This is a genomic window from Aquimarina besae (assembly GCF_042434905.1).
GTDB lineage: Bacteria > Bacteroidota > Bacteroidia > Flavobacteriales > Flavobacteriaceae > Aquimarina.
The window spans coordinates 27,452-48,743 of record NZ_CP170199.1; the positions used below are offsets into that span (position 1 = coordinate 27,452).

General features: G+C 34.9%; 21 protein-coding genes. 7 read left to right on the top strand and 14 right to left on the bottom strand.

Annotation, left to right across the window (positions count from 1 at the left end; translation table 11 throughout):
- Positions 1 to 28: 28 nt before the first annotated feature.
- Entirely contained in the window at positions 29 to 4,435 is a 4,407-nt protein-coding gene (locus tag ACE94K_RS00115; RefSeq protein WP_378178153.1) for a T9SS type B sorting domain-containing protein, read from the bottom strand.
- A gap of 667 nt (positions 4,436 to 5,102) precedes the next feature.
- Here ACE94K_RS00115 and ACE94K_RS00120 point away from each other — a divergent pair.
- A complete protein-coding gene (locus ACE94K_RS00120; protein ID WP_378178156.1) occupies positions 5,103 to 5,720 on the top strand; it encodes an SPOR domain-containing protein in 618 nt (205 codons plus the stop codon).
- A gap of 92 nt (positions 5,721 to 5,812) precedes the next feature.
- Here ACE94K_RS00120 and ACE94K_RS00125 read toward each other — a convergent pair whose 3' ends face one another.
- From ACE94K_RS00125 to yiaA, 5 genes are all read right to left on the bottom strand, one after another.
- On the bottom strand, positions 5,813 to 6,157 hold the full coding sequence (locus ACE94K_RS00125) for a DUF6515 family protein (protein ID WP_378178159.1): 345 nt from the start codon (positions 6,155 to 6,157) through the stop codon (positions 5,813 to 5,815).
- 74 nt (positions 6,158 to 6,231) lie between these two features.
- Positions 6,232 to 6,783 (bottom strand): GDYXXLXY domain-containing protein, encoded by a 552-nt coding sequence (locus ACE94K_RS00130; protein ID WP_378178162.1) that lies wholly within the window; start codon positions 6,781 to 6,783, stop codon positions 6,232 to 6,234.
- Between the two features lies 1 nt (position 6,784).
- On the bottom strand, positions 6,785 to 8,080 hold the full coding sequence (locus ACE94K_RS00135; RefSeq protein ID WP_378178165.1) for a DUF2157 domain-containing protein: 1,296 nt from the start codon (positions 8,078 to 8,080) through the stop codon (positions 6,785 to 6,787).
- 25 nt (positions 8,081 to 8,105) lie between these two features.
- Positions 8,106 to 8,381: a hypothetical protein gene (locus tag ACE94K_RS00140; protein WP_378178168.1), complete on the bottom strand. Its 276-nt coding sequence runs from the start codon at positions 8,379 to 8,381 to the stop codon at positions 8,106 to 8,108.
- A 107-nt stretch (positions 8,382 to 8,488) separates the two neighbouring features.
- Positions 8,489 to 8,965 carry an inner membrane protein YiaA gene (gene yiaA / locus ACE94K_RS00145; protein ID WP_378178171.1) on the bottom strand — a complete coding sequence of 159 codons (477 nt, stop codon included), beginning with the start codon at positions 8,963 to 8,965 and terminating at the stop codon, positions 8,489 to 8,491.
- Between the two features lie 179 nt (positions 8,966 to 9,144).
- Here yiaA and ACE94K_RS00150 point away from each other — a divergent pair, with 179 nt between their 5' ends.
- From ACE94K_RS00150 to ACE94K_RS00160, 3 genes are all read left to right on the top strand, one after another.
- On the top strand, positions 9,145 to 10,632 hold the full coding sequence (locus tag ACE94K_RS00150; protein ID WP_378178173.1) for a hypothetical protein: 1,488 nt from the start codon (positions 9,145 to 9,147) through the stop codon (positions 10,630 to 10,632).
- Between the two features lie 66 nt (positions 10,633 to 10,698).
- Positions 10,699 to 11,244, top strand: a complete 546-nt coding sequence (locus ACE94K_RS00155) for a GrpB family protein (protein ID WP_378178176.1) — start codon at positions 10,699 to 10,701, stop codon at positions 11,242 to 11,244.
- A 245-nt stretch (positions 11,245 to 11,489) separates the two neighbouring features.
- Positions 11,490 to 13,466 (top strand): tetratricopeptide repeat protein, encoded by a 1,977-nt coding sequence (locus ACE94K_RS00160; RefSeq protein WP_378178179.1) that lies wholly within the window; start codon positions 11,490 to 11,492, stop codon positions 13,464 to 13,466.
- A 62-nt stretch (positions 13,467 to 13,528) separates the two neighbouring features.
- Here the strand turns inward: ACE94K_RS00160 and hemL are convergent, their stop codons facing one another.
- The 4 genes from hemL to ACE94K_RS00180 are packed head-to-tail and all read right to left on the bottom strand — an operon-like array spanning position 13,529 to position 16,964.
- Complete coding sequence (gene hemL / locus ACE94K_RS00165; RefSeq protein WP_378178182.1) at positions 13,529 to 14,815, bottom strand: glutamate-1-semialdehyde 2,1-aminomutase; 1,287 nt, start codon at positions 14,813 to 14,815, stop codon at positions 13,529 to 13,531.
- A gap of 6 nt (positions 14,816 to 14,821) precedes the next feature.
- The gene (locus ACE94K_RS00170) at positions 14,822 to 15,688 is read right to left on the bottom strand and encodes a glucosaminidase domain-containing protein (protein ID WP_378178185.1); all 867 of its coding nucleotides are present in this window, start codon (positions 15,686 to 15,688) and stop codon (positions 14,822 to 14,824) included.
- 1 nt (position 15,689) lies between these two features.
- Entirely contained in the window at positions 15,690 to 16,631 is a 942-nt protein-coding gene (locus ACE94K_RS00175) for a 1-aminocyclopropane-1-carboxylate deaminase/D-cysteine desulfhydrase (protein WP_378178188.1), read from the bottom strand.
- Positions 16,632 to 16,637: 6 nt separating this feature from the next.
- Positions 16,638 to 16,964, bottom strand: a complete 327-nt coding sequence (locus ACE94K_RS00180) for a hypothetical protein (RefSeq protein WP_378178191.1) — start codon at positions 16,962 to 16,964, stop codon at positions 16,638 to 16,640.
- Positions 16,965 to 16,992: 28 nt separating this feature from the next.
- Between ACE94K_RS00180 and ACE94K_RS00185 the strand changes: the two genes are divergently transcribed.
- From ACE94K_RS00185 to ACE94K_RS00195, 3 genes are all read left to right on the top strand, one after another.
- Entirely contained in the window at positions 16,993 to 17,166 is a 174-nt protein-coding gene (locus tag ACE94K_RS00185; RefSeq protein WP_378178194.1) for a DUF5522 domain-containing protein, read from the top strand.
- A gap of 80 nt (positions 17,167 to 17,246) precedes the next feature.
- Positions 17,247 to 17,783, top strand: coding sequence for a DUF4136 domain-containing protein (locus ACE94K_RS00190; protein WP_378178197.1), 537 nt, complete (start codon positions 17,247 to 17,249; stop codon positions 17,781 to 17,783).
- A gap of 97 nt (positions 17,784 to 17,880) precedes the next feature.
- Positions 17,881 to 18,486: a DUF4230 domain-containing protein gene (locus tag ACE94K_RS00195; RefSeq protein WP_378178200.1), complete on the top strand. Its 606-nt coding sequence runs from the start codon at positions 17,881 to 17,883 to the stop codon at positions 18,484 to 18,486.
- An 81-nt stretch (positions 18,487 to 18,567) separates the two neighbouring features.
- Here the strand turns inward: ACE94K_RS00195 and ACE94K_RS00200 are convergent, their stop codons facing one another.
- The 4 genes from ACE94K_RS00200 to modA are packed head-to-tail and all read right to left on the bottom strand — an operon-like array spanning position 18,568 to position 21,279.
- Positions 18,568 to 19,446, bottom strand: coding sequence for an ABC transporter ATP-binding protein (locus ACE94K_RS00200; RefSeq protein ID WP_378178203.1), 879 nt, complete (start codon positions 19,444 to 19,446; stop codon positions 18,568 to 18,570).
- Positions 19,443 to 20,114 carry a molybdate ABC transporter permease subunit gene (gene modB, locus ACE94K_RS00205; protein WP_378178206.1) on the bottom strand — a complete coding sequence of 224 codons (672 nt, stop codon included), beginning with the start codon at positions 20,112 to 20,114 and terminating at the stop codon, positions 19,443 to 19,445. The genes ACE94K_RS00200 and modB overlap by 4 nt, the downstream gene beginning before the upstream one ends.
- Positions 20,114 to 20,515 (bottom strand): molybdopterin-binding protein, encoded by a 402-nt coding sequence (locus ACE94K_RS00210; protein WP_378178209.1) that lies wholly within the window; start codon positions 20,513 to 20,515, stop codon positions 20,114 to 20,116. The genes modB and ACE94K_RS00210 overlap by 1 nt, the downstream gene beginning before the upstream one ends.
- Positions 20,512 to 21,279 (bottom strand): molybdate ABC transporter substrate-binding protein, encoded by a 768-nt coding sequence (modA, locus tag ACE94K_RS00215; protein ID WP_378178212.1) that lies wholly within the window; start codon positions 21,277 to 21,279, stop codon positions 20,512 to 20,514. The genes ACE94K_RS00210 and modA overlap by 4 nt, the downstream gene beginning before the upstream one ends.
- Between the last annotated feature and the right edge of the window lie 13 nt (positions 21,280 to 21,292).

The following is a 21,292-nucleotide window of genomic DNA, read 5'->3' on the forward strand; positions in this document are numbered from 1 at the left end:
GTTTTGAAATAAAGAAATAATGTTTCCATTATCGTTTTAGTGTAAAGTGCCTCCTGTAGGTAGCTGATCCATCTTTAAACTCTGCAACAAACCAATAATCGCTAGCCGGCAATGGTTTCCCTCCATAGGTTCCATCCCATTTGTTTTCTTTGTTCAGCTGTTGCAATAATTTTCCGTATCGATCAAAAATATAGATATCCATATCAGGAGTATCTGCATCTCCTATAACTCCCCATTGATCATTGATGCCGTCATTATTTGGAGTAAAAAACGTAGGGAACCCAACAACAAATATTGAAGCGGTAATCGAACCGCATCCGTTGACATCGACAGCTGTAACCTCATGTAATCCCGGAGCAACATTGGTAAAGATGTTACTATCCTGTAGACCACCGTTATCAAGTATATACTCATAGGTGCCATCTCCGGTCACGGTCGCAACAATATCATTGCTTTCTGCAAAAGATCCAGCTGTTAGCTGCAGATCTAAATTTATCGGATCGTTTATACCTGTAATTACAACCTCTGAACTACCCGAACAAGTAGCTATCACATCCGTAAAAATTACTGTATATGTTCCGGGCTGTGTTGCTTCATAAGAAGATTGGGTAGCACCTGGAATGACTGCACCTTCAAATCTCCATTCAAAAGAAAAATCTATATCACTTAGCTCGGTGTCAATCAAAAATGAGGTGTTAGTAATAGGTCCGGCACATATGATCCCGGCTTCGATCTCTATATCCTCAATATTTGAAATCTCTACAAAAAACGGAGTTTCGTTTGCGCAGCCATTATTGTCAACTTCACGTAAGAATAAGGTTTGACTCGTTTGAATTACATCACCAGCATTTAATTGAGCTCCACCTCCTTCTGGTTCCGTAAAATAGCCTTGTCCATTTTGCACAGCTGGCAACGTATAACCATCACAAAAACGATCTCCAGAGTTTACAGGCGCCACAGGGTTGGGTAGTGGATTAATTGTTATCTCTAACTCTTTTTCATCAAAACAATTAGGAGTCGTACCTGTTTCTGCGTAGATATAAATAACCTGGCTTGTATTGATAACTTCTCCAGCAGAAAGCTGGGTGCCAGCTCCGTTCATTTGCGTAAAATAGTTACCTGCTTCAAGGTTTGGTAATTCATAGGATTCACACGCAGATACGGGATCTACAGGATCAATCACCGGAATATCTAAAATTCGAAAAGTAACTTCAATTTGATCACTTACACAATTTTCTGTCGTATCTAGGGCTTCTACATTATAAATGTAATTGCCTACTGCGGTATCTACAGGTGTATATGTAGTACTATTATTGATCAATGTATTTCCATTTGCATCATACCAATTAGCTGTTTGGCCAGGTAATACATCTACAGACAATACTGGTGATGTCGAACCTACACATATACTTTCATTACTCGGATTCGTTGGTTCTGCAACAAAAGGACAATTACAATCGGGTGCGGTAACCAACAAAGTGCCTTCACAACTATCATTTGCGGGATTCATAGCCAAAATTGTTATGTCAACTCCTGCGGGTATTCCACTAATTATCGAATTGTCAACATCGATAGTTACATTATTGGAAGGATCAACTGATATTTCCCAGGTTCCGTTGGTTGTAAAAGACACATTGTATGTAGCTCGATCAGTGTCACAGGTTGTAGTGCCGAAGGTTAATGTGGGAACAGTGTTTATCTGTACAGAAATCATTGCCGTATCCTCACATCCATTACTGCTAACGGTATACGTATAATCCCCAGCAGTATTTGCACTCGCTGTAATCGTACCATTCGGAATAACAGTACCAGCAGCATCTGTCCAAACACCTCCAGTATCTTCTCCGGTTAGTTCATTGAACAGATCAATACTCGTAGTATCACCTTCACAAAGTGATACCGGTACCGGTGGTGTATCATTAGGTTCTCCAGCTTCGGGTGCAGCCGTCACCGTAATAATTACATCTACCATATCACTAGCACACATTCCAGTTGGTTCGTATGCTTCTACTTTAAATATATTATCACCTAATACCAATTCTGATCTTAGAGGTGTAAATGTATCTGTATTCTGCGCTCTCGCGATTGGTGTTATTCCATCAGCAAGGTACCAACGTCCTTCTAAACCGAGAGCAAGTGTCACTGTTACAGATGGCAAAGGATTTGCATCAATACAACTTAATATAGGCGTTGTCGGAACCACTGGCTCATCAATATCAGGGCATTGACAAGTATCATTAATGGTGACATCTATTAGAAACCGTATTGGTGGACAACTTGCTGCCAAGGCAGGAAGTGTGTATGTATATACTCCATCCAAAATTCCGCTGATTGAAGGATCTAGTGTTCCTAAATGCCCTCCGGTTAGTGTAGTACCTGTTGCCGGCACGGTCCAAATCCCGGTTGTTAATGTTCCCGTTGGTAATTCATCAAATAAGTCTACAGGATCGCATACTGTAATCGTTAAACTTCCGACATCAACATCCCCAATTTCTTCTCTCCAATCTCTTTCTTCTGTAAGGGGATTATGATTGTTAGGAAAATCTGTTGGGAGTGTTCCTCCATTATTAGCGTTCGTATTTCCGGTTAATCGATCCAATACGACCGTATCAAAAGCATCATCCAATCCATCTCCATCACTATCAGAACCACCGGCTAACGTGTCCGGAATTCCATCTTGATCTACATCATAAGCCTCTACTGTATCTTCCAGGCAATCACCAGATACAGGATCGGAGTTCAGGTCTCTGTAATCCGGAAGAATATTATTAGCAGGGTCAGTATTACTATTTACCGGGACAATTGCAGTACCATTTGTATCGTAGCTATCATCAACTCCATTAAAGTCTCCGTCAATACCACTCGGACGAATATAACCAGCCGTAGATTGCGCTTCTATATGATCAATAATACCATCACCATCTGAATCGATATCTAGAAAATCCTGGTTAGGATCTCCATCAGAATTGATAACATTATGGACTACAGTAGTGGATGTTCCATCGGTATTGATGGCCCCGTCAAAACGACCGTCACCATTCCCATCAAAGGCTGAATTTCCCGACTCGACAATATCATAGATCCCATCATTATCTGCATCTAAATCCTGAGAATTAGGGATGCCGTCACGATCAAAATCACAAGCATTGGTAGAAAGAAAAATATTATCTATTCCAATATCGTTTCCATCACCAACCTGACCTTGCCTGTTAATCACCCTAATCGACACCACATTTGTAGTCGGGCCCGGTATAAAAGAACGTTCTACCAAAATCCACTCATCGGTTCCATTCTCAATATCACCAGAATCTGCAAACGTAAGTTGCATATTGGTAGCTTGATCAATCACCTCTATGGTTAAGTTTGCAGGTACCTCATTTCTATTGTCATTCAAACTTGCTATAGACATACTAAAATCATATTCTATTCCTGGCGTTACCGGCAGGTTTTCTGCCACAAAGACTGGTTTATCTTCAAAATCAGCTGATTTCATATTGATAGCTAAATAACGTCCGTCTACATCACCATTTGCATCTACTTCGCCAATAATGTTGGTTGAAAGAAATGTGGCATCAAATCCTCCGGCAGTTCTGAAATATGTGGAGGTTGCCACGTTATATTCTCCGGAGTTGAAGCGATCATCAGGTAAAAGTGGATTATACGTCAAGCCTAAACCCTCTGAATATCTGCTTCTTGTAGGCCCGCCAAAACCAAAATCTTCTTCTAAAACAAATATAGGGGTGGTTGTTACAGCGGTACAAAATCCGTCTTCGATAGTATCAGGAATACCATCATTATCATCATCATTATCCGTTACATCAGGAACTCCATCCTTATCTGTATCGTTATCTCCACAGGGTTTTACTGTAATTACTGCACTAACCGCCGGGCATTCTCCACCATTGTCTATGGTATATGTAAAAGCACCTCCATTAGGATCTGACGTATCATAAGTACCTGTACCATTGCTCCAGGTACCTCCGGGATCCGGGCCACCATCTAATTCGTCAAACAAATCGATAATCCCGGTTCTGCCACATAAAAACATAGTGGTGTTAAGACCTGGGTTAGAGAGATTTTCTACAGTGATAACAACGCTTGCCGAAACCGGGCCATTAGATCCACCGTTCACGGTAACCGTGTAGGTTGTGGTAACCAGAGGAACATCCCTGTAAAATGAACAAGAATTATCCGTACTTGGAAATGGACAATTTCTTATAAAGGTAGGATTCGTTGTTTTTTCCCATTGTACATTATAAGTACTACCTCCTCCGGATGGTCTGGGCGGATCAATTTCTAAATTTAATTGAATTTCGGTTTTCTCACAGACCGTTTTGGCTGCTAAACCATCATCGGTAAGAAAAGTAACAGTTTGTCCATAACTAAAGACAAACAAAAAAAGCGCTACGCAATTGACAAACAGTTTACGTATCATAGTGGTTAGTTTTTATGAAGTTGGATTTTATAAAAGAATTATTTAAGCTGGATAGTCGAACATTAGCGAATACATTTTTTCTGAATAGATTAAGAGGTTGGTCATCATCAAATGATATGTATCCTAAGAAAGTTTCAGGTACACTTTTTTGTACTTTCAAACCCCATTGACAAAGCGACAATTCTGTACTCGATACAAGAAAAAACAGTAAAAACACCCTAAGGCATATCCTTATGTTCACGTTGGTTAAGTTTTTTGTATGGTCAAACCAGTAGTATTCTATTTTGATTTAGGGTGGAAGATCTTTCAAATAGAGTACTAGAAAAAAAGGATAACGCAGTAGTGTTTATAATATTTCCATTTTTTGAAAGTATTCGATATCCTGTTATTAAATATCGCTATCTGCCCATTAATTATGTATTTATAATTTTTATAGAGAAAAAATCCTACATTTTGCATTTTGTTTTCAAAATAAACGAAATCAAACCTAAAAAGATGACACCTCAACTTATGATTTTCTTTTGTCCGTTTTGATCTTATCGCAATTTCTATCGGGGAAAAACATCAAAAACATACTCATATTATGATAAGATTACGGTTTATCAGTAATTTAATTTTTGGGTAAAACAATAATCTCCTATATTTGAACAGATTAAAACCACAAATCATGCCTTATATCAGTGATGATGAACTATTGGATTTCCAGGTTCAGATAGACGAAGCCAAAGAAGCGAAACGTGTTACCAACTTTGCACATACCAAAGCTCTGCGAGATGAACAGGAAAACACAAAAAAGTTTAAAATTGCCACGATTATCTTAGGAATTATAGCTCTTTTAGGAATTGCCGGAACGGTTTATTTTATGAATTTTGGCACTTCTGATAGTATGATTGCGAAAAGTGAGGCTAACAAGGAATCTTCAATGCTTAAGAACAAAATTGCTGAACTTGAAGAAACGATCAAGAATCTCTCTATGGATCAGGAGATCAATGCTGCCGGAAATGATGCAGATGAATTGCAAGAAAAAGCTTCTTTACAAGATCAACTGGTCTATGCTGTTCAGATTGGAGCGTTTGAACAAAAAGACTTATCCCTTTATTCAGATAAGTTTGTGAATTTTAAAGAGATCAAAGCCGGAAGCTTTAATAAATATGCCCTTGGTAATTTTGCGACGTTGGCCGAAGCCAAAAAATTCCGCAGAGAATTAGTCCGTTTAGGATTTAGAGGTGCTTTTATTGCTTCTTACCAAAACGGAAAACGTTTAAAAATTGAGGAAGCCTGGTAATAGCCATTTTTAATGAAAATTCCTCGAGATTTTACTTCATAAAACTTCAAGGAATTTTTCTTAACTAAACTAACCAACTCAATCTAAACTCACTATACACTTACCACTACATAATTCCTACCGGATTTTTTGTAGTATACTCCTTTATATCTGTAATATCTTACTCCATTTACTTTGACGACTCTATAACCAGTAGGTAACACATTGACGCGAACACCAATCGGAGCTGCAACAGTTACGTACCTTCTATTCTTTTTGATATACCAAACGCCACCGCTTCTATAGTATTTTATATTTTTATGAACTACCATTCTAGGATTATGTACTTTGGTCACTACCACGCTATTTACCGGACGCACTCTTACTGTAGTTGCACAAGATGTAGTTACTGTAGATAACAAAATACCTAATATCAGTGTTTTCAATAGTGTCTTCATAATAATCATCTTTTTTTGTTCTTCACTATTATGACTATTACTACTCAAAAAGGTTTAATTCCTTTAAATAAAAATTATTTCTCTACATACTCTTGTATAGGAATATCGTCTATCAGCACGTCTTTAAGAACTACCTGATCATCCTTGACATACACTAACGCATAGACATTGTTAGGCAAACTATCTCTATTTGCTTTGGCATACGCCAACTCTGCATCATATGCTTTTGTTTCTTCCATGTAAAAAGTATTAAAAGGTAACTGAAAGTTCACTTTGCCTTTATAGTAATATGTTACTCTAGCAGTTACGTAATCTCTTTCGGTTTCTAAAGGCGTTTTACTTATATCTGAAACTTCTGCAAAGCCTTCTTCATCATTTTTAAGATAAATATAGATTTCTTCTCCTACTACATAGCTACTATCTGCTGTATTAAAATGATTCATCTCATACTGCAGTGTAATATACTTACCCCTAAAAGGATCTGTTGGATCAATCGGTCTGGTTTTAAATTTATAGGCTGTACCCTTATTGATGGTACCTTCACTCCCCAGAATCATCTGGGTCGGAACAAAGATCTGAGCCAGTGCAACTATTATAAATAAAATTAATAAATAAATGATTTTCATTTTAGTTTGTTTTTAATGAATTTGATTTTTTCTGCTGTCTTTTTAACATCATATAATTGGTCATGAAAAAACCTACTCCTACAATAACAAATAATAATCCCCGTATTACAAAGCTCATATCGGTGTCAAAAAATCTACATATGATTAGAATAGAAACGATCAACAATCCATAATTAAGAATCCCAAAATTGAACTTATCAGCACCAATTTTTACAGCTGTTATTCCTAGTGCAAAAACTAACATATTTGTCAAGATCATTGGTAACAAAGACATTCCGGAAAGCAAGAAGAATAAACCCCAAAATGCTACAAATGAAATCTGAAACAGATTTATGGATCGAATCCCTTTTTTAATAATGCTATATACTAAAATCGAAATCGCTATAGCTACCAAAAACAATGAAATATAGAATTCTTGTGCTTGGTACGTAGTTGTATCATATATTTCTTTCCAAGGCCATCTGAAGGTAAATATCATTAGCAAAACAATCGTTCCTAAAGAACCTACGATCAATAATCCGTTTTTCAATGTTCTTACTTCTTTAAATACAGAGAGTCTACCCAAATTGTAATAGATTCCAAAAAGTGTCATATACATCACAAAGCCTAATTCCTCGTTACCGTTTATAAATGCTCCAAAGCCAACGGCAATACTCAATGGTATCACCCAACTAAAAATTGTGGTTGCATTACTAGCTATGTAACTCTTTATCTGTAACCAGTAATGTGGTATGATTGCCGACATAAAAACAAAGTACCACCAAGGAATACTATCGTTTCTATAACTCCAGATACCTACTTCTGCAGCATAATACGTACTTGACAAAATAACAAGTAACATAACCGAATGAGATCTTAGGAGATAAATCAATGGTAAACAAAGCATCGTCCAAGTCTTTAAGAAAGCTCCTAAATCGCCCGAAATATTATAAATCTGACTCACCAGAGATATACTAGCTCCTACCGCAAAAAACAAAAACGTTCCTGAAGCCTCTTTCCAGGTGCGGCTTTTATTCTTTAGAATAGAAAAACCTGCAAAACATTGACCAATAATAAGTGGTGTAAATGCCAATATGGTTTTTGTTAACCTCGAGAAATCATCCCAATTATGTGCCAGCATCAAGATGATTCCGGACCCAACCAGCAATGCTCCAAAAATCCCAAATATGGTAAATAACCGATTAGGTTTAGATGCCTGTTTCTGGTCATAATATAGCGATATCTTATCTGCCACCTCTGATGAGATGACCTGATCTTTGACTAGCAATTGCAACTCTTTATTGAATTTTGAGCTCATGTTTTTTAATGATTTTAATTTGTAATTATTCAAAAGGAAACATCAACAGTGTTCCAATTAAAAGAGAAACATAAAAGTAAATCAACAATGGCACCACAATCCTTCTTTTGGTATTAGATCTTACACCATAGAAACTGATTGCTCCAAAAACAATCCCAATTATTATGAAAAATGGAGTCGTTATCCCAAATATTAAAGAGATTCCTCCGCCTCCAATTGGAATTATTTTAGACATCAATAGTGTCAAAAACCCACAACAAATAAGAAGAAATGCGTGAATGCGTCTTAAACTGTCTTTCATAACAATTGTTTCTTTAAAAAAAGACAGCCACAGCATTGTAGCTGCCTTTCCTAATCATCAAAACAAGGAACCACATTGCTGCAGTTCCTCCTTTTGATTCATTCCATTTACATCTCCTTACTTTCAATGAATTTTTTGTCTCTGGTATTTTTTTGCACGGCTATGGCTGCAAATAAACTGAGGGTAAATGACATTCCGTAGAATCCTTTTTCGCTTAAATCCAGATCTGCATTCCATAATCCTATAATTAATAATACGATCGATGCTAATGCTGCAAACCAACTGATACCATAGTAAATCTCTGTTACTTGCAATCCTTCCAGTTTATCTCTTACATTTTTCTGAACAGATACTGCAGAGAACAATCCAAATAGCAGGATGGTAAAATAATATCCCTTCTCATTAAGCAGCATGTCTGCATTCCACAAACCTGTACAAAAAGATACCATACCCGCGAAAAGCGCAACCCAAGAAGCTCCGATAAAAGCTGGGGTTGGTTTTTGATCATATACTTTCACTTCTTTTTTATCAATAGTATCATTGATAATTTCCTCTGTTACATCGTTACTAAACTTGTAGTCCATAATAATTGATTTTGATGATTAAATTTTTATTTCAATTGATTGTTTTGAACGGGACAAATTTGCAACGACTTGATCAGTTTAAAAATTCGATTTTATTAAAAAACTTACGATATAATTCATCTTAAAATAATTTTTGTTCAATATTTTTAATATTTTTAATAAAAAATACTTACGATATAATGAACACCCTTTCTTCTATAATTGCTACGCTATCAACTGAAGAAAAAAAGAATTTCATCAATAATCTTAAGCAAAAGAATAAGAGAAACGACGTTAAAAACATCCAATTGTTTAAGCTACTGGATGTTTCTTCGGATCATAAAAACTTAGATATACAGCTATATGGAAAAAAGTCAAAAGGGGCTTTTCATGCACTTTGCAAAAGATTACATGATAGCCTTATTGATTTTATTGCGACAAAGAGTTTTGAAAGTGAGACATCAGAAGAGATGGAAATCTTCAAACTATTGCTGGCGAGCAGAATTTTCTTTGAACAAAAACAATACAAGATTGCTGTAAAAACTATTAAGAAAGCAGAGTTAAAAGCAAAAACCTACAATCTTTTTAGTGTTCTGCACGAAATTTATTATACACGAATTCAATATGCACATAAAGATCCAAAAACTACTTTAGAGAACTTAATACAAGATTTTAAACAAAATCAAAAATTATTACAACAAGAAGAAAACCTAAATCTTTTTTATGCGAATATTCAAAATAAACTAGCGCAAAACAGAAGTGATATTTCGCAAATGATCAGAGAATCTTTGAGCACTTATAACATTTCGATAACCGAGGATCTTACATTTAGATCCTTGTTTAAAATACTTGAAATTATAAATCAAGCTGCCAATGCAGCACGCAATTTCTACTCAACACTTTTGTTTGTAGAAAAAACTTATAAACAAATTGAATCAAAAGAACAACTTACAGATAAGCATTTATTCTACCATATTCAGATTCTTTACTATGTAGCAAATTCTTATTTCAGAAATAAAAATTTTACAACTTCATTTGAATACTTACATCAGATGGAGGAACAAATGACCAAACAGAACGGAAAATATTTTAAAAGATTTCTCCCACAACTTTGTCTGTTAAAAGCTTTAAACCATAATTATACAGGCGAAGCAACCACAGCGATATCGATTCTAGAAGATGTTGATTTTAGTATATTTAAAGATCAAATCACCTTCATTTTAGACTTAAAATTGTCTCTAATTGTATGTTACTTTCAGCAAGCCAGATTCAAAGATGCGTTAAGACTTTTTAATGAACTACACCATAGTGATACTTGGTATACCGAAAAAGCCGGCTTGATCTGGGTAATTAAGAAAAATCTGACCGAAATATTACTGCGCATAGAATTAGATCACATAGATCTGGTAGAATCCAGAATAAAAAGTTTCAGAAAGAAGCATAGTGATTATTTAAAAACGAATAATGAAGGTCGTGTATTAACTTTTTTATCATTGACCAGTAATTTCTATTTGAATCAAGATACTATAAATACAAAAGAATTTTTAAATAAAATAGAGCAATCATTAATACAAAATAGTCCTGAACAGGAAGATATATTTGCCATGAGTTTTTATGCCTGGTTAAAAGCCTGGGTTTTAAAATCTAACTTGTACCAAACTACATTGGAAATCGTACATCAATCTTGATATATTTTAGATTTATCGCATAATGAGATCTACTATATTGGACTATAATATAAACATAGGTATAAAATGAAAGACCATTTGCTCATCCAAGATTACCAGCCGAAATGGAGAACACAGTTTTTGAGTATAAAAAAACTTCTGGAAGGCACATTATTTGGATTAGACCTCTATATTGAACACGTAGGAAGCACGTCAGTTCCTGGATTAGCTGCAAAGCCAATAATAGATATTGATCTTGTATATAAAAATACTCTAGATTTTAAAATCATAAAAGACAAACTATCTCAGATTGGATATAGTCATAAAGGAAATCAAGAAATTCCCGATCGAGAAGTTTTTAAGAGAAACAACATCACCCAAAATAAAACATTAGATACAATCATACATCATTTATATGTTTGCCCACACCACAGCAAAGAATTACATCGCCACATTTTATTTAGAAACCATCTAAGAAAACATAAAGATGCCAGGGCAAAGTATGAAAACCTTAAACGTGAAATAGCAGACAAGGCTCATCAGCATAAAAAAACATATGCCGATCTCAAAGAGACTCTCGCAAAAGAATTTATAAATTCAATCATTGAGTTAGAAAAAAAATTACAATTATAAGAAAATAACACCCGTAAATTACCTGTAGAGATCTTACATTTCTAAGTTAACTATTTAGAACTACTAGAGTTTCAAACGTATAACACTACTTCTTATAAAAACATAAAACCTACTTAATTTACGTTAAAACCATAAAAAATTGATTTTTCTTGAAAGAATAAGACTACAAAAATACTTATAAAACAATATTTATTTGTATTTTGCAGCATATTTTTGCATTTAATCTGTTCCCCAAAATAGAATGTATGAAAAAAACTACTCTTATCATAAGCCTATGCTTGCTACTGAGTTCTTATTGTTTTTCCCAACAAAAATCTCTGGATAGCATACTACCTTTTATAAAGACCGAAAAAGATTCTGTCGTATTTGATACGGCGATGAAATATTTTGAGAACATCTGGAGACAGGGAGAATTTGAAGCTGCATTATCTTATGAACCCAAACTTTTATCTGTTTCCAATAACATACTTTATGACAAAGGTATTGGCAATGTGTATCAACACATTGGAAATATCCATAATATGACCCAGCAGCATATCAAGGCTTTTTATAACTATGATAAGGCGGCAAGTTATTTTGAAAAAGCTAATCATCAGAGAGGGTTAGCTATCATTCATAACAATAAATCCACCATTGAACAAGGACGAGGTAATTCTGAAAAAGCCATACACCATATACTGGAAGCAAACTTATATTTTGAACGCATAAATGACAGTGTGGTTTTATCGAGTACTTATAACAACCTAGCCAATATCTATTCAGACATTGATAAGTATGAACTTGCAGAGGAATATTATCAAAAATCTATCACTTTAAAGAAAAAATTTAGACCTGAAAAATTAGGTTCTGCATTAAATAATCTGTCACTTATTTACATCGGACAAGGTAAAATCGATGAAGCAAAAGAACTAATCAACGAAGCTTTGGAAATTAGCAAAAAAAAGAACAACACACTAGACAAAGCAATGGCTTACAACAGATTAGCAAACCTGTTTTTGGAGAACAAAGAGTACGAAAAATCAAAGAAATACTATGACTCCTCATATTGTAATGCTGTACAATCAAAAAATTACAGAGTAGCCTCCAATATAAAACAACAATTGGGATTCATAGAAATCAAACTTAAAAATTACAAAGAAGCTGACGAGTTATTAACAGATGCGCGTAAAGAATTATTAAAGTTAGATATACCGCCGTTACTTTTAACCAATTACAAATATTCAGCATCCTTGGATTCAGCAAAGAACAACTTTGCATCTGCATTTCTCTGGCAAAAAAAATACCAGGAATTAGCGGATCAAAATTCATCTGAAGAAACCTCTGAAAAAATTAAACAGGCCGAAACCCGTTTTAAATCCGAACTGGAACAACTAAAACTTCTGGAGGCCCAGAAAAAAACTGAATTACAAACGAAAGAAGAATTATACCGGTATCGAATATTTACTTTTATTAGTTTAGGAGTTTCAATTCTGATCTTTATCTTTTTGATTTTTGTTATAAAAACAAGAAAAGAAAGAAAAAGATATATCAAAGAATTAAATGAATCCAATCAGGTAAAAAATAAACTATTCTCTATCATCTCTCATGATTTAAAAAATGAAATTCACGGATTAGACGGCACACTAAACCTATTGAAAGAAGATGCGATTTCTCGTGAGGAATTTCAGGAAATAGTACCATTATTAGCAAATAAAACCCATCAAACTTCGATCATGTTGAATAACTTGTTGAATTGGTCCAAATCGCAAATGCAAGAGCTAAATGCAAAGCCAACAGAATTTAATATTAAAGATGTGATTAATAGTAAGTTCAACTTTTTTGAGCCTAAAGCGGATCAAAAAGAGATCAAACTCAACAATCAGTTAGATTCCACAATAGTATATGCTGATAAAGACATGTTTTCTATAGTTTCACAAAACCTCATCGCTAATGCGATCAAATTTTGTAAACCCGGAGATTCTATCACCCTGCACTCTGAAGAAAAAGAAAAGTATTACGAGATTTGTTTTGAAGATACTGGTGTTGGTATTCCGGAAGAAAACTTAGACAAATTGTTTGCAGAAGATACTTTTACTACAAAAGGAACGCAGCAAGAAACCGGAACTGGTCTTGGGCTTAGAATCTGTAAAGAGTTAATAGAACTTAACAAAGGTGAAATTAAAGTAAAAAGCATCCTTGGTAAAGGAAGTACGTTTTGTATTACGCTACCGAAAGCATCATAAAAACCAGATCTTTGCGTCTAATCAAATAAAAAAGCTGATCAGGATCGATCAGCTTTTATAATTTATAAAACTTCTGCAGTTATAGAAACTGCCCTTATAGTTTCATCAAGATCTTCGTAAGTAAGTGCGTCCGTAATAAACCAGCTTTCAAAGGCACTTGGTGCAATATAAATACCCTGACCCAGCAAACCGTGAAAGAACTTCTTGAAGCTTTCATTATTCCCTTTGGCGGCACTTTTGAAATCAACAACAGGATCTTCAGAAAAATGAACAGAGATCATTGATCCTATTCTGTTAATCGTATGTACGATGTTCTTCTCACCTAAAACTTTGGTCATCCCTTGATGAAGATATTCCGTTTTTTTTGCGATGCTATTAAATATTGCGGCATTATCATTCAGTTCTGTTAGCATTGCCAATCCAGCTGCCATTGCTAATGGATTACCACTCAAGGTTCCTGCTTGATACACAGGACCTAATGGCGCTAAGTGATTCATAATCTCTTCTCTCGCCGCAAATGCACCAACGGGAAGTCCTCCTCCGATAACTTTACCAAAGGTTATAATATCAGCATCTACTCCCAATAGCTCCTGCACGCCTCCTTTTGCCAATCTAAAACCAGTCATTACCTCATCAAAAATCAATAAAATATTGTTAGCATCACAAAGAGATCGCAGTCCTTCTAAAAACCCTTCTACTGGAGGAATACAACCCATATTGCCAGCTACAGGTTCCACGATAATACAAGCGATTTCACCTTTATTAGCGTTAATAAGCTCCTCTACGTTTTTTAAATCATTATAACGGGCTAGTAAAGTATCCTTTGCAGTACCTTTGGTAACACCAGGACTATTGGGACTACCAAAAGTAACAGCTCCACTACCCGCTTGAATCAGGAAAGAATCACTATGCCCATGATAGCAACCTGCAAATTTTATAATCTTATCTCTTTTTGTAAATCCACGTGCCAATCTAACAGCACTCATACAAGCTTCTGTTCCAGAATTTACAAATCTTATTTTATCAATGTTAGGCACCATAGAAACTGCCAATTCTGCAATTTTGGTTTCAATCTCTGTTGGCGCCCCAAAACTAGTTCCTTTTTTGGCTTTTTCTATAACGGCATTCACAACAGGAGGATATGCGTGACCCAAAATCATTGGCCCCCAAGAGTTTATGTAATCAATCAAGCGATTCCCATCCTCATCATATAGATACGCGCCTTTTGCTTCTTTTACAAAAATTGGATCTCCTCCAACTGCTTTAAATGCCCGAACCGGTGAGTTAACTCCGCCGGGGATTACTTTTTGAGCCTCTTTAAAAAGAGTACTGCTTCTTTTATAAATCATACTGGATTAAAATTCTTCTGCATCATCATCAGGTTCTTCTACCCTAAGAACTTGCCCGATGGCGATTGCATTATCTTTTAAATTATTATACGCTTTTAATTGAGCAACCTTAATATTGTATCTTCTGGATATTGAGTATAATGTATCTCCTTTTTGAACGACATATGCACCATTATTAACTTCAGGAATCGAAGTCTCCTGGGATCTTTTTTGTTTTTCTGCTACGTACGTTTTTCCTAAGACCTCGGCATCGTATTTATCCAAACCGTATCTTTCTATAATACCTATCAGCTTTACAGGATACTTTTTATCAGTTGCATAACCGGCAGCTCGCAATCCATATGCCCAGGACTTATAATCATCTTGTTGATAAGTAAAAAGCTTTGAATAGCGCTTCCTATTTTTTAAAAATAAAGAATGATCTCTAAATGAATGACTTGCTTTTTCATATTTTCTGAAACATTCCTGAGCGAGATCATCATCGTGATACACTCTATCTCCTGTCCAATCATGACATTTTATTCCAAAATGATTGTTGGCTCTACTTGTAAGATCTCCATAACCAGCACCCGATTCTAAAATCCCCTGTGCTAGGGTTATACTTGCCGGAATACCATATTGAACCATCTCGTGCTTAGCGATACCAGCATATTCGAAAATATAATTCTGAACTTTCTCCTTATACGGTACAGTTGCGAGAGGTTTTTTAACTTCTTTTTCTGTTTCTTTGACTTCTTTTACTTCTCTGCTAACCTCTGTTTTTCTTGGAGAAGGCGCAGTTGTTCTCCTAGCAGAGGTTGCCTTTTTACTACTACCACAAGAAATTAAAAGGGTAGTAACACAAAACATCAATATAATTTTCCTCACGTTCATATCAAATTCTAATAAGCGGGAGCTTCTTTTTAGATAGTATTTTATTCATACCTATGATCCCTTGCAAACCTCCAGTATGAATGGCTAAAATACGAGTATTTTTTGTAAAAACGCCCTTCTGAATTTTATCAAAAAGACCATACATCATCTTTCCGGTATAAATAGGATCCAGTGGTATATTTTGTTCATCCCTGAATCTATTTATAAACTCTATCAGCTCTGTATTTATTTTACCGTAACCCCCAAAATGATATTGCTCGATTAAATTCCAGTTTGTTCGATCGGTATATTTTTTTATTTCATCAGAAAGAAAACTTCCTTTTAGTGCAGGAAATCCAATAACCTGTTGATGTTTAGAACTTGCATTAATAACTCCCGAAATTGTACCTCCAGTGCCAACAGCGCAACAAATAATATCAAATATTCTATCTTCTTCTGTTAAAATCTCTTGGCATCCTTTAACAGCCAATGTATTAGTTCCACCTTCCGGAATCGTATAAAATAATCCGAATTCTCTTTTTAACGTTTCTAAAAATGACGCTGAAGTTTTTTGTTTATAATCGTTTCTGCTAACAAACTTCAATAGCATTCTGTTTTTGCTGGCAAAGTGTAAGGTGTTATTCTCTGATAAGGTGTGCTCTAAATCATTTGCCAGTTCTTCTCCTCTAATAATTCCAATAGTTTTTAACCCAACTATTTTTCCTGCCGCAGCAGTAGCGGCGATATGATTGCTGTAGGCACCTCCAAACGTAAGAACGGTATCAAATCCTAATTTTTTAGCTTCTGTCAGATTGTGCTTTAGTTTTCTGAATTTATTACCGGAAACGTGCTTATGAATTTGATCCTCTCGTTTTATAAAGACACGCACTCCAGCTTTTTTTAGAACAGGATGAACTATTTCTTCATTTTTTGAAGCGTTCAATTCCGAAGAAAAGAAATCCATAATAAACTATAAGTATTTGATGAAACTCCAAAGTTTTCGATGTTTTAAATAAGAAAGTTCGGTTTCCATCTCGTACGCTTCACGTTCAAATGAAATATTACGATACGCTTCTCTTGAATTTCCATATTGAATCAATCGAATCATATATTCTGTGAGATATACAAAATAAAAGGGTATCACCAACAACTCTAATTGTTGCTTAAGATGAATTTTTTCGTGATTTATGAAAACTTCATCATGCTTGAGATGATGATCTTTTACCACAATAAATGGCCAAAGTGCAATTCCTACAAAGTGGCGACCTATCAAATATTTGTTAACTACTACCGGCATCTTACTGCAAGATAGTATTTTTGTATTGATGAACAACCCAAAAAGAACGCTAAAACCCGAAGAAGGAGATTATTATCTTACTCCAGAAGGGTATCGATGTTTTACAGAACAATATCATCTTAAAAGAGGATATTGTTGTGAGAGCGGCTGCAGGCATTGCCCTTATGGCTATAACAAAAAGACAAACAAGTATACCAAATAGTCATTTTTATTGCACTAGTGGTATGATTGTTGTGCATATTTTATCAAAAACATATTGTTGAACATGTAAAATACAGGATTATGAAATTTTTCTCTCTTTTATCACTAGTCCTTATCATATCGCTCAGTTCCTGCTCTAGTGTAAGAGTTGCTTCTGACTATGATAGGCAAACTAATTTTAATTCTTACAAAAGCTATGCCTTTTATAAACCAGGTATAGACAAAGCAGAAATAAGCGATCTAGATAAAAAAAGGATTCTAAGAGCTATAGAAGCAGATATGGCTGCCAAAGGGTTTACTAAATCCCAAAATCCAGATGTACTGGTAAGCATCTTTACGAAGACGAAAGAAAATGTAAATGTGTACCAAAATAACTTCGGTGTTGGCTGGGGTTGGGGCTGGGGCTGGAATCCGTGGCTATGGAACCCAGGTTTCAATACCGTATCCAGAACTACAGAAGGTACTTTATATATTGATTTAATCGACGCTTCTAAGAATGAATTGATCTGGCAAGGGATGGGAACGGCAGCTTTGACAACCAAGGTTGAAAAAAAGCAAGAAAGAATGAATCAGATTGTAAGTGCTATTTTAGAAAAATACCCACCAGAAATAAAATAGAGTATTTATAACGAATTGTATGATAATATCAGAGCCTTTCTTTAAAAGAAAGGCTATTTTTTTATGTACATTTATGCAGAACTTGACTCACAACAATATGCGTAATTTTCTTCTTGGTGCATTGATTGCAGTTTTTGTCGTAATAAGTATCAACTATTTTATTACTCAGTCAAAAACACAAAAAACTGAATTACAGTCTTCTGATCTTATTTTGGATCAGATAAAAAATGTAGGCAAATTGGTAGTTACCGAGGGACATTTTTCTGAAGTAATTACCTATAAAGACGCAAAAAAATATTATCTCGATATACTAACTGCAGAGAAAAAAGCAATTGTAGTTGTCAATGCGGGAGTTACCGTTTCTTATGATCTAAGTAAAATTGAACACATTATTGACGAGGTTAATAAAACCCTCACTATAACGAAAATTCCCGAAGCGGAGATTAATATTAATCCAAATATAAGATACCACGACCTAGAAGAAGATTTTTTTAATCAATTCAATCCAGAGGATCATAATCTGATTCAAAAAGAAGTAATACGTCAGCTCAATAAAAAAATTGAAGCTTCTACGCTTAAATCTAATGCTGAAAATAGATTGATAAGTGAATTGCAGAAAATCTATATTCTCACCAATTCTTTAGGCTGGAAACTCGTATACAAAGGACAGTCCGTTACTGATTCTGAGCAATTGACACTTTAAATATTCTTTACAAGGTCATAGAAAAACTAATTCTCAAGCAACTTTCAAAGTCAAATAAGATCCATCTGAATACGTTTCTCTCTATTCTTTAATTTTAACCAGAACCGGATTAAAAGCTTTGGAAGCAACAACTACTTTAGATCCAATCCCTAAATCTGTAATTTCTGATTCTTGCGCAATAATTTTTACTACATTATTCCCTATAAGAACAGTAATAATATACACAACCTCTTCTTTTTGGATGCCAATTACTTCTCCTGTAAATTGAAATTTACCACTAAGTTGATCATTGGTAAATACAGTAAGTGGATCTCCCGATTTACTGATTTTTCCGTCTTGTAAACAATAGATTTTATCAGACATTTTAATAATCTCTCCAACATCGTGACTTACCAAAATAGTGGTAAGCTCATACTGTCGATGTACTTCTAAAATGTAATCTTGTAGTCTATGCCTCATTTTTATATCCAATGCAGAAAGTGGTTCATCCAGCAAGAGAACCTTTGGTTTGCGAACTAACGCACGAGCCAAGGCAACCCTTTGTTGCTGACCTCCGGACAAGGTTTCGGGTTTTCTATCCCGTAACTCTTCTAAACCTACAATGGCGATCAATTCTTCTATAATAGCCTTATCCTGTCCTTTTTCTAGAGCAAATTCCAAATTTTTTTTGACCGTCATATTAGGAAACAATGCATAATCCTGAAAAACATAACCAATGCTACGTTTTTGAGGCACTAAGTTGATCTTTTTCTCCGTTTGTAGCCAAGTCGCACTGTCAACTATGATTTGCCCTTTATCTGCAGCTAACAATCCCGCTAGTATCCTAAGGGTAGATGTTTTTCCGGCTCCAGAAGAGCCATATAAAGTTATGAATTCACCTTTTTGAATATGTAACTTAATATCCAGATGCATCTTCCCTTTTGAAGTACTTAAACTTTTATTGATCTGCACTTCTATCATTTCCAAAAACGTTTTAGATATCCACCATTAATCAAATACACCGATAATAACACCACAAATGTAATCAAGAACAAAATCAGGGAATAGGTATGTGCGTTACTATAATTAAGTGCTTCTACCTCATCATAAATTGCAATAGAAACTACTTTAGTCTTTTCAGGAATATTTCCTCCAATCATTAAAACTACTCCAAATTCACCTACGGTATGTGCAAAGGCCAAAACAATACCTGTTAAAATAGAAGGTTTTATGTTTGGTAACAATACATTAAATAAGGTTTGCATCTTTGACTTACCTAATACGTATGAAGCTTCTGACAGGGAAGCCGGCAAACTGGCAAGACCAGACTGAATTGGATTGACCATAAAAGGTAAGCTATAAATTACGGATCCTATCACCAATCCTGAAAATGAAAAAATTAATCGAATTCCAAACCAATCCTGTAACCAACTTCCTAACGCATTACCGGGACTAAACGCCATTAATAAATAAAATCCTAACACCGTTGGCGGCAATACTAATGGCATACTCACCAGAGTTTCGATAATTGGTTTGATTCGTGATTTAGAATAAGCAAGCCAATACGCAATCGGAATGGAAATCACCAGTAAAATTATGGTGGTTACTAAGGCAAGTTTTGCAGTTAATATGATCGGGGCCCAATCCATTATTCAGATAACATAATTTCGTTTGTCTTAACCATCACAATAACATCTTGATTTTGTCTCAACTTTAGTTCGTCTAAAACCTCGGTTGTAATTACAGAAACAATATCGCCTATCGATGTTTTCAAAATAACCTTACTTAGCAAAGTTCCTTTTATGACCTCTTTTATAACTCCTTTTGTTTTGTTTTGCACACTGATCATAGATCGATCCTCTATACTAATAATTACTTCTGTTTCTTTAAAAAGCACATTTACGGGATTTCCCAGATTTAGGTAGGAAGCAGTTTCGGGAGTTTCTACTAAAATGGTTTTAAATTCGACCTGCTCATTTAATCGAATAGTAACCAACGATACACTCTGGCTTACTTTTATATTTGATATGTTTCCTGAGAAAATATTCATTCTTCAACCACTAAATATCCGAATTCTTTCAGTATTTCTTTCGCTTCTGGTGAAAAAAGAAAATTATAAAACTGTTGTACATTTTTTTTATTTTGATTTTCTCTTTTAATCATTACTATGCCTTGTTCAATAGGTTGATACAGTTTTTTGTCTAGTATTACCCAATTTCCAGTATCTTTCATTTTAGGAGATAATACAACAGATTTGGCGGTAAAACCAATTTCTGAAGCCTTAGATGTAATAAATTGATTGGTTTGCGCTATACTTTCTCCAAATACCAGTTTATCTTTCACATTATGATATATACCATAATTTTTTAAAAGTTCAATTGCTGCCTTACCATAAGGCGCTGTTTTAGGATTTGCTAAAGCAATGTGTTGTAAACTTTCATTGGTTAATATTTCAAGAGAAGGTTCTATATCGTCATATACTGACCACAATACTAATTGACCATATGCGTGAATTTTAGGAGCATGAACAGCCAATTTACTTTTGTAAATTTCTTCAGGATACTTCATATTTGCAGCAATAAAAATATCATATGGAGCACCTTCTTTTATCTGTGTGGTTAATTTACCAGAAGAACTAATCACCAATTCACAAAGAATTCCTGATTGCTCTGTAAATGTCTTGGTAATTTCTTCTATTGCAAACTGCATATTTGCGGCAGCGGCAATCGTAATCACATCTTTTTCAGGTTGATTACATCCTAAAATTAATGAGAGGATAATTCCTGTTACAAGTCTAACCTTCCCTTTGATCATTCTGATTTAAAGC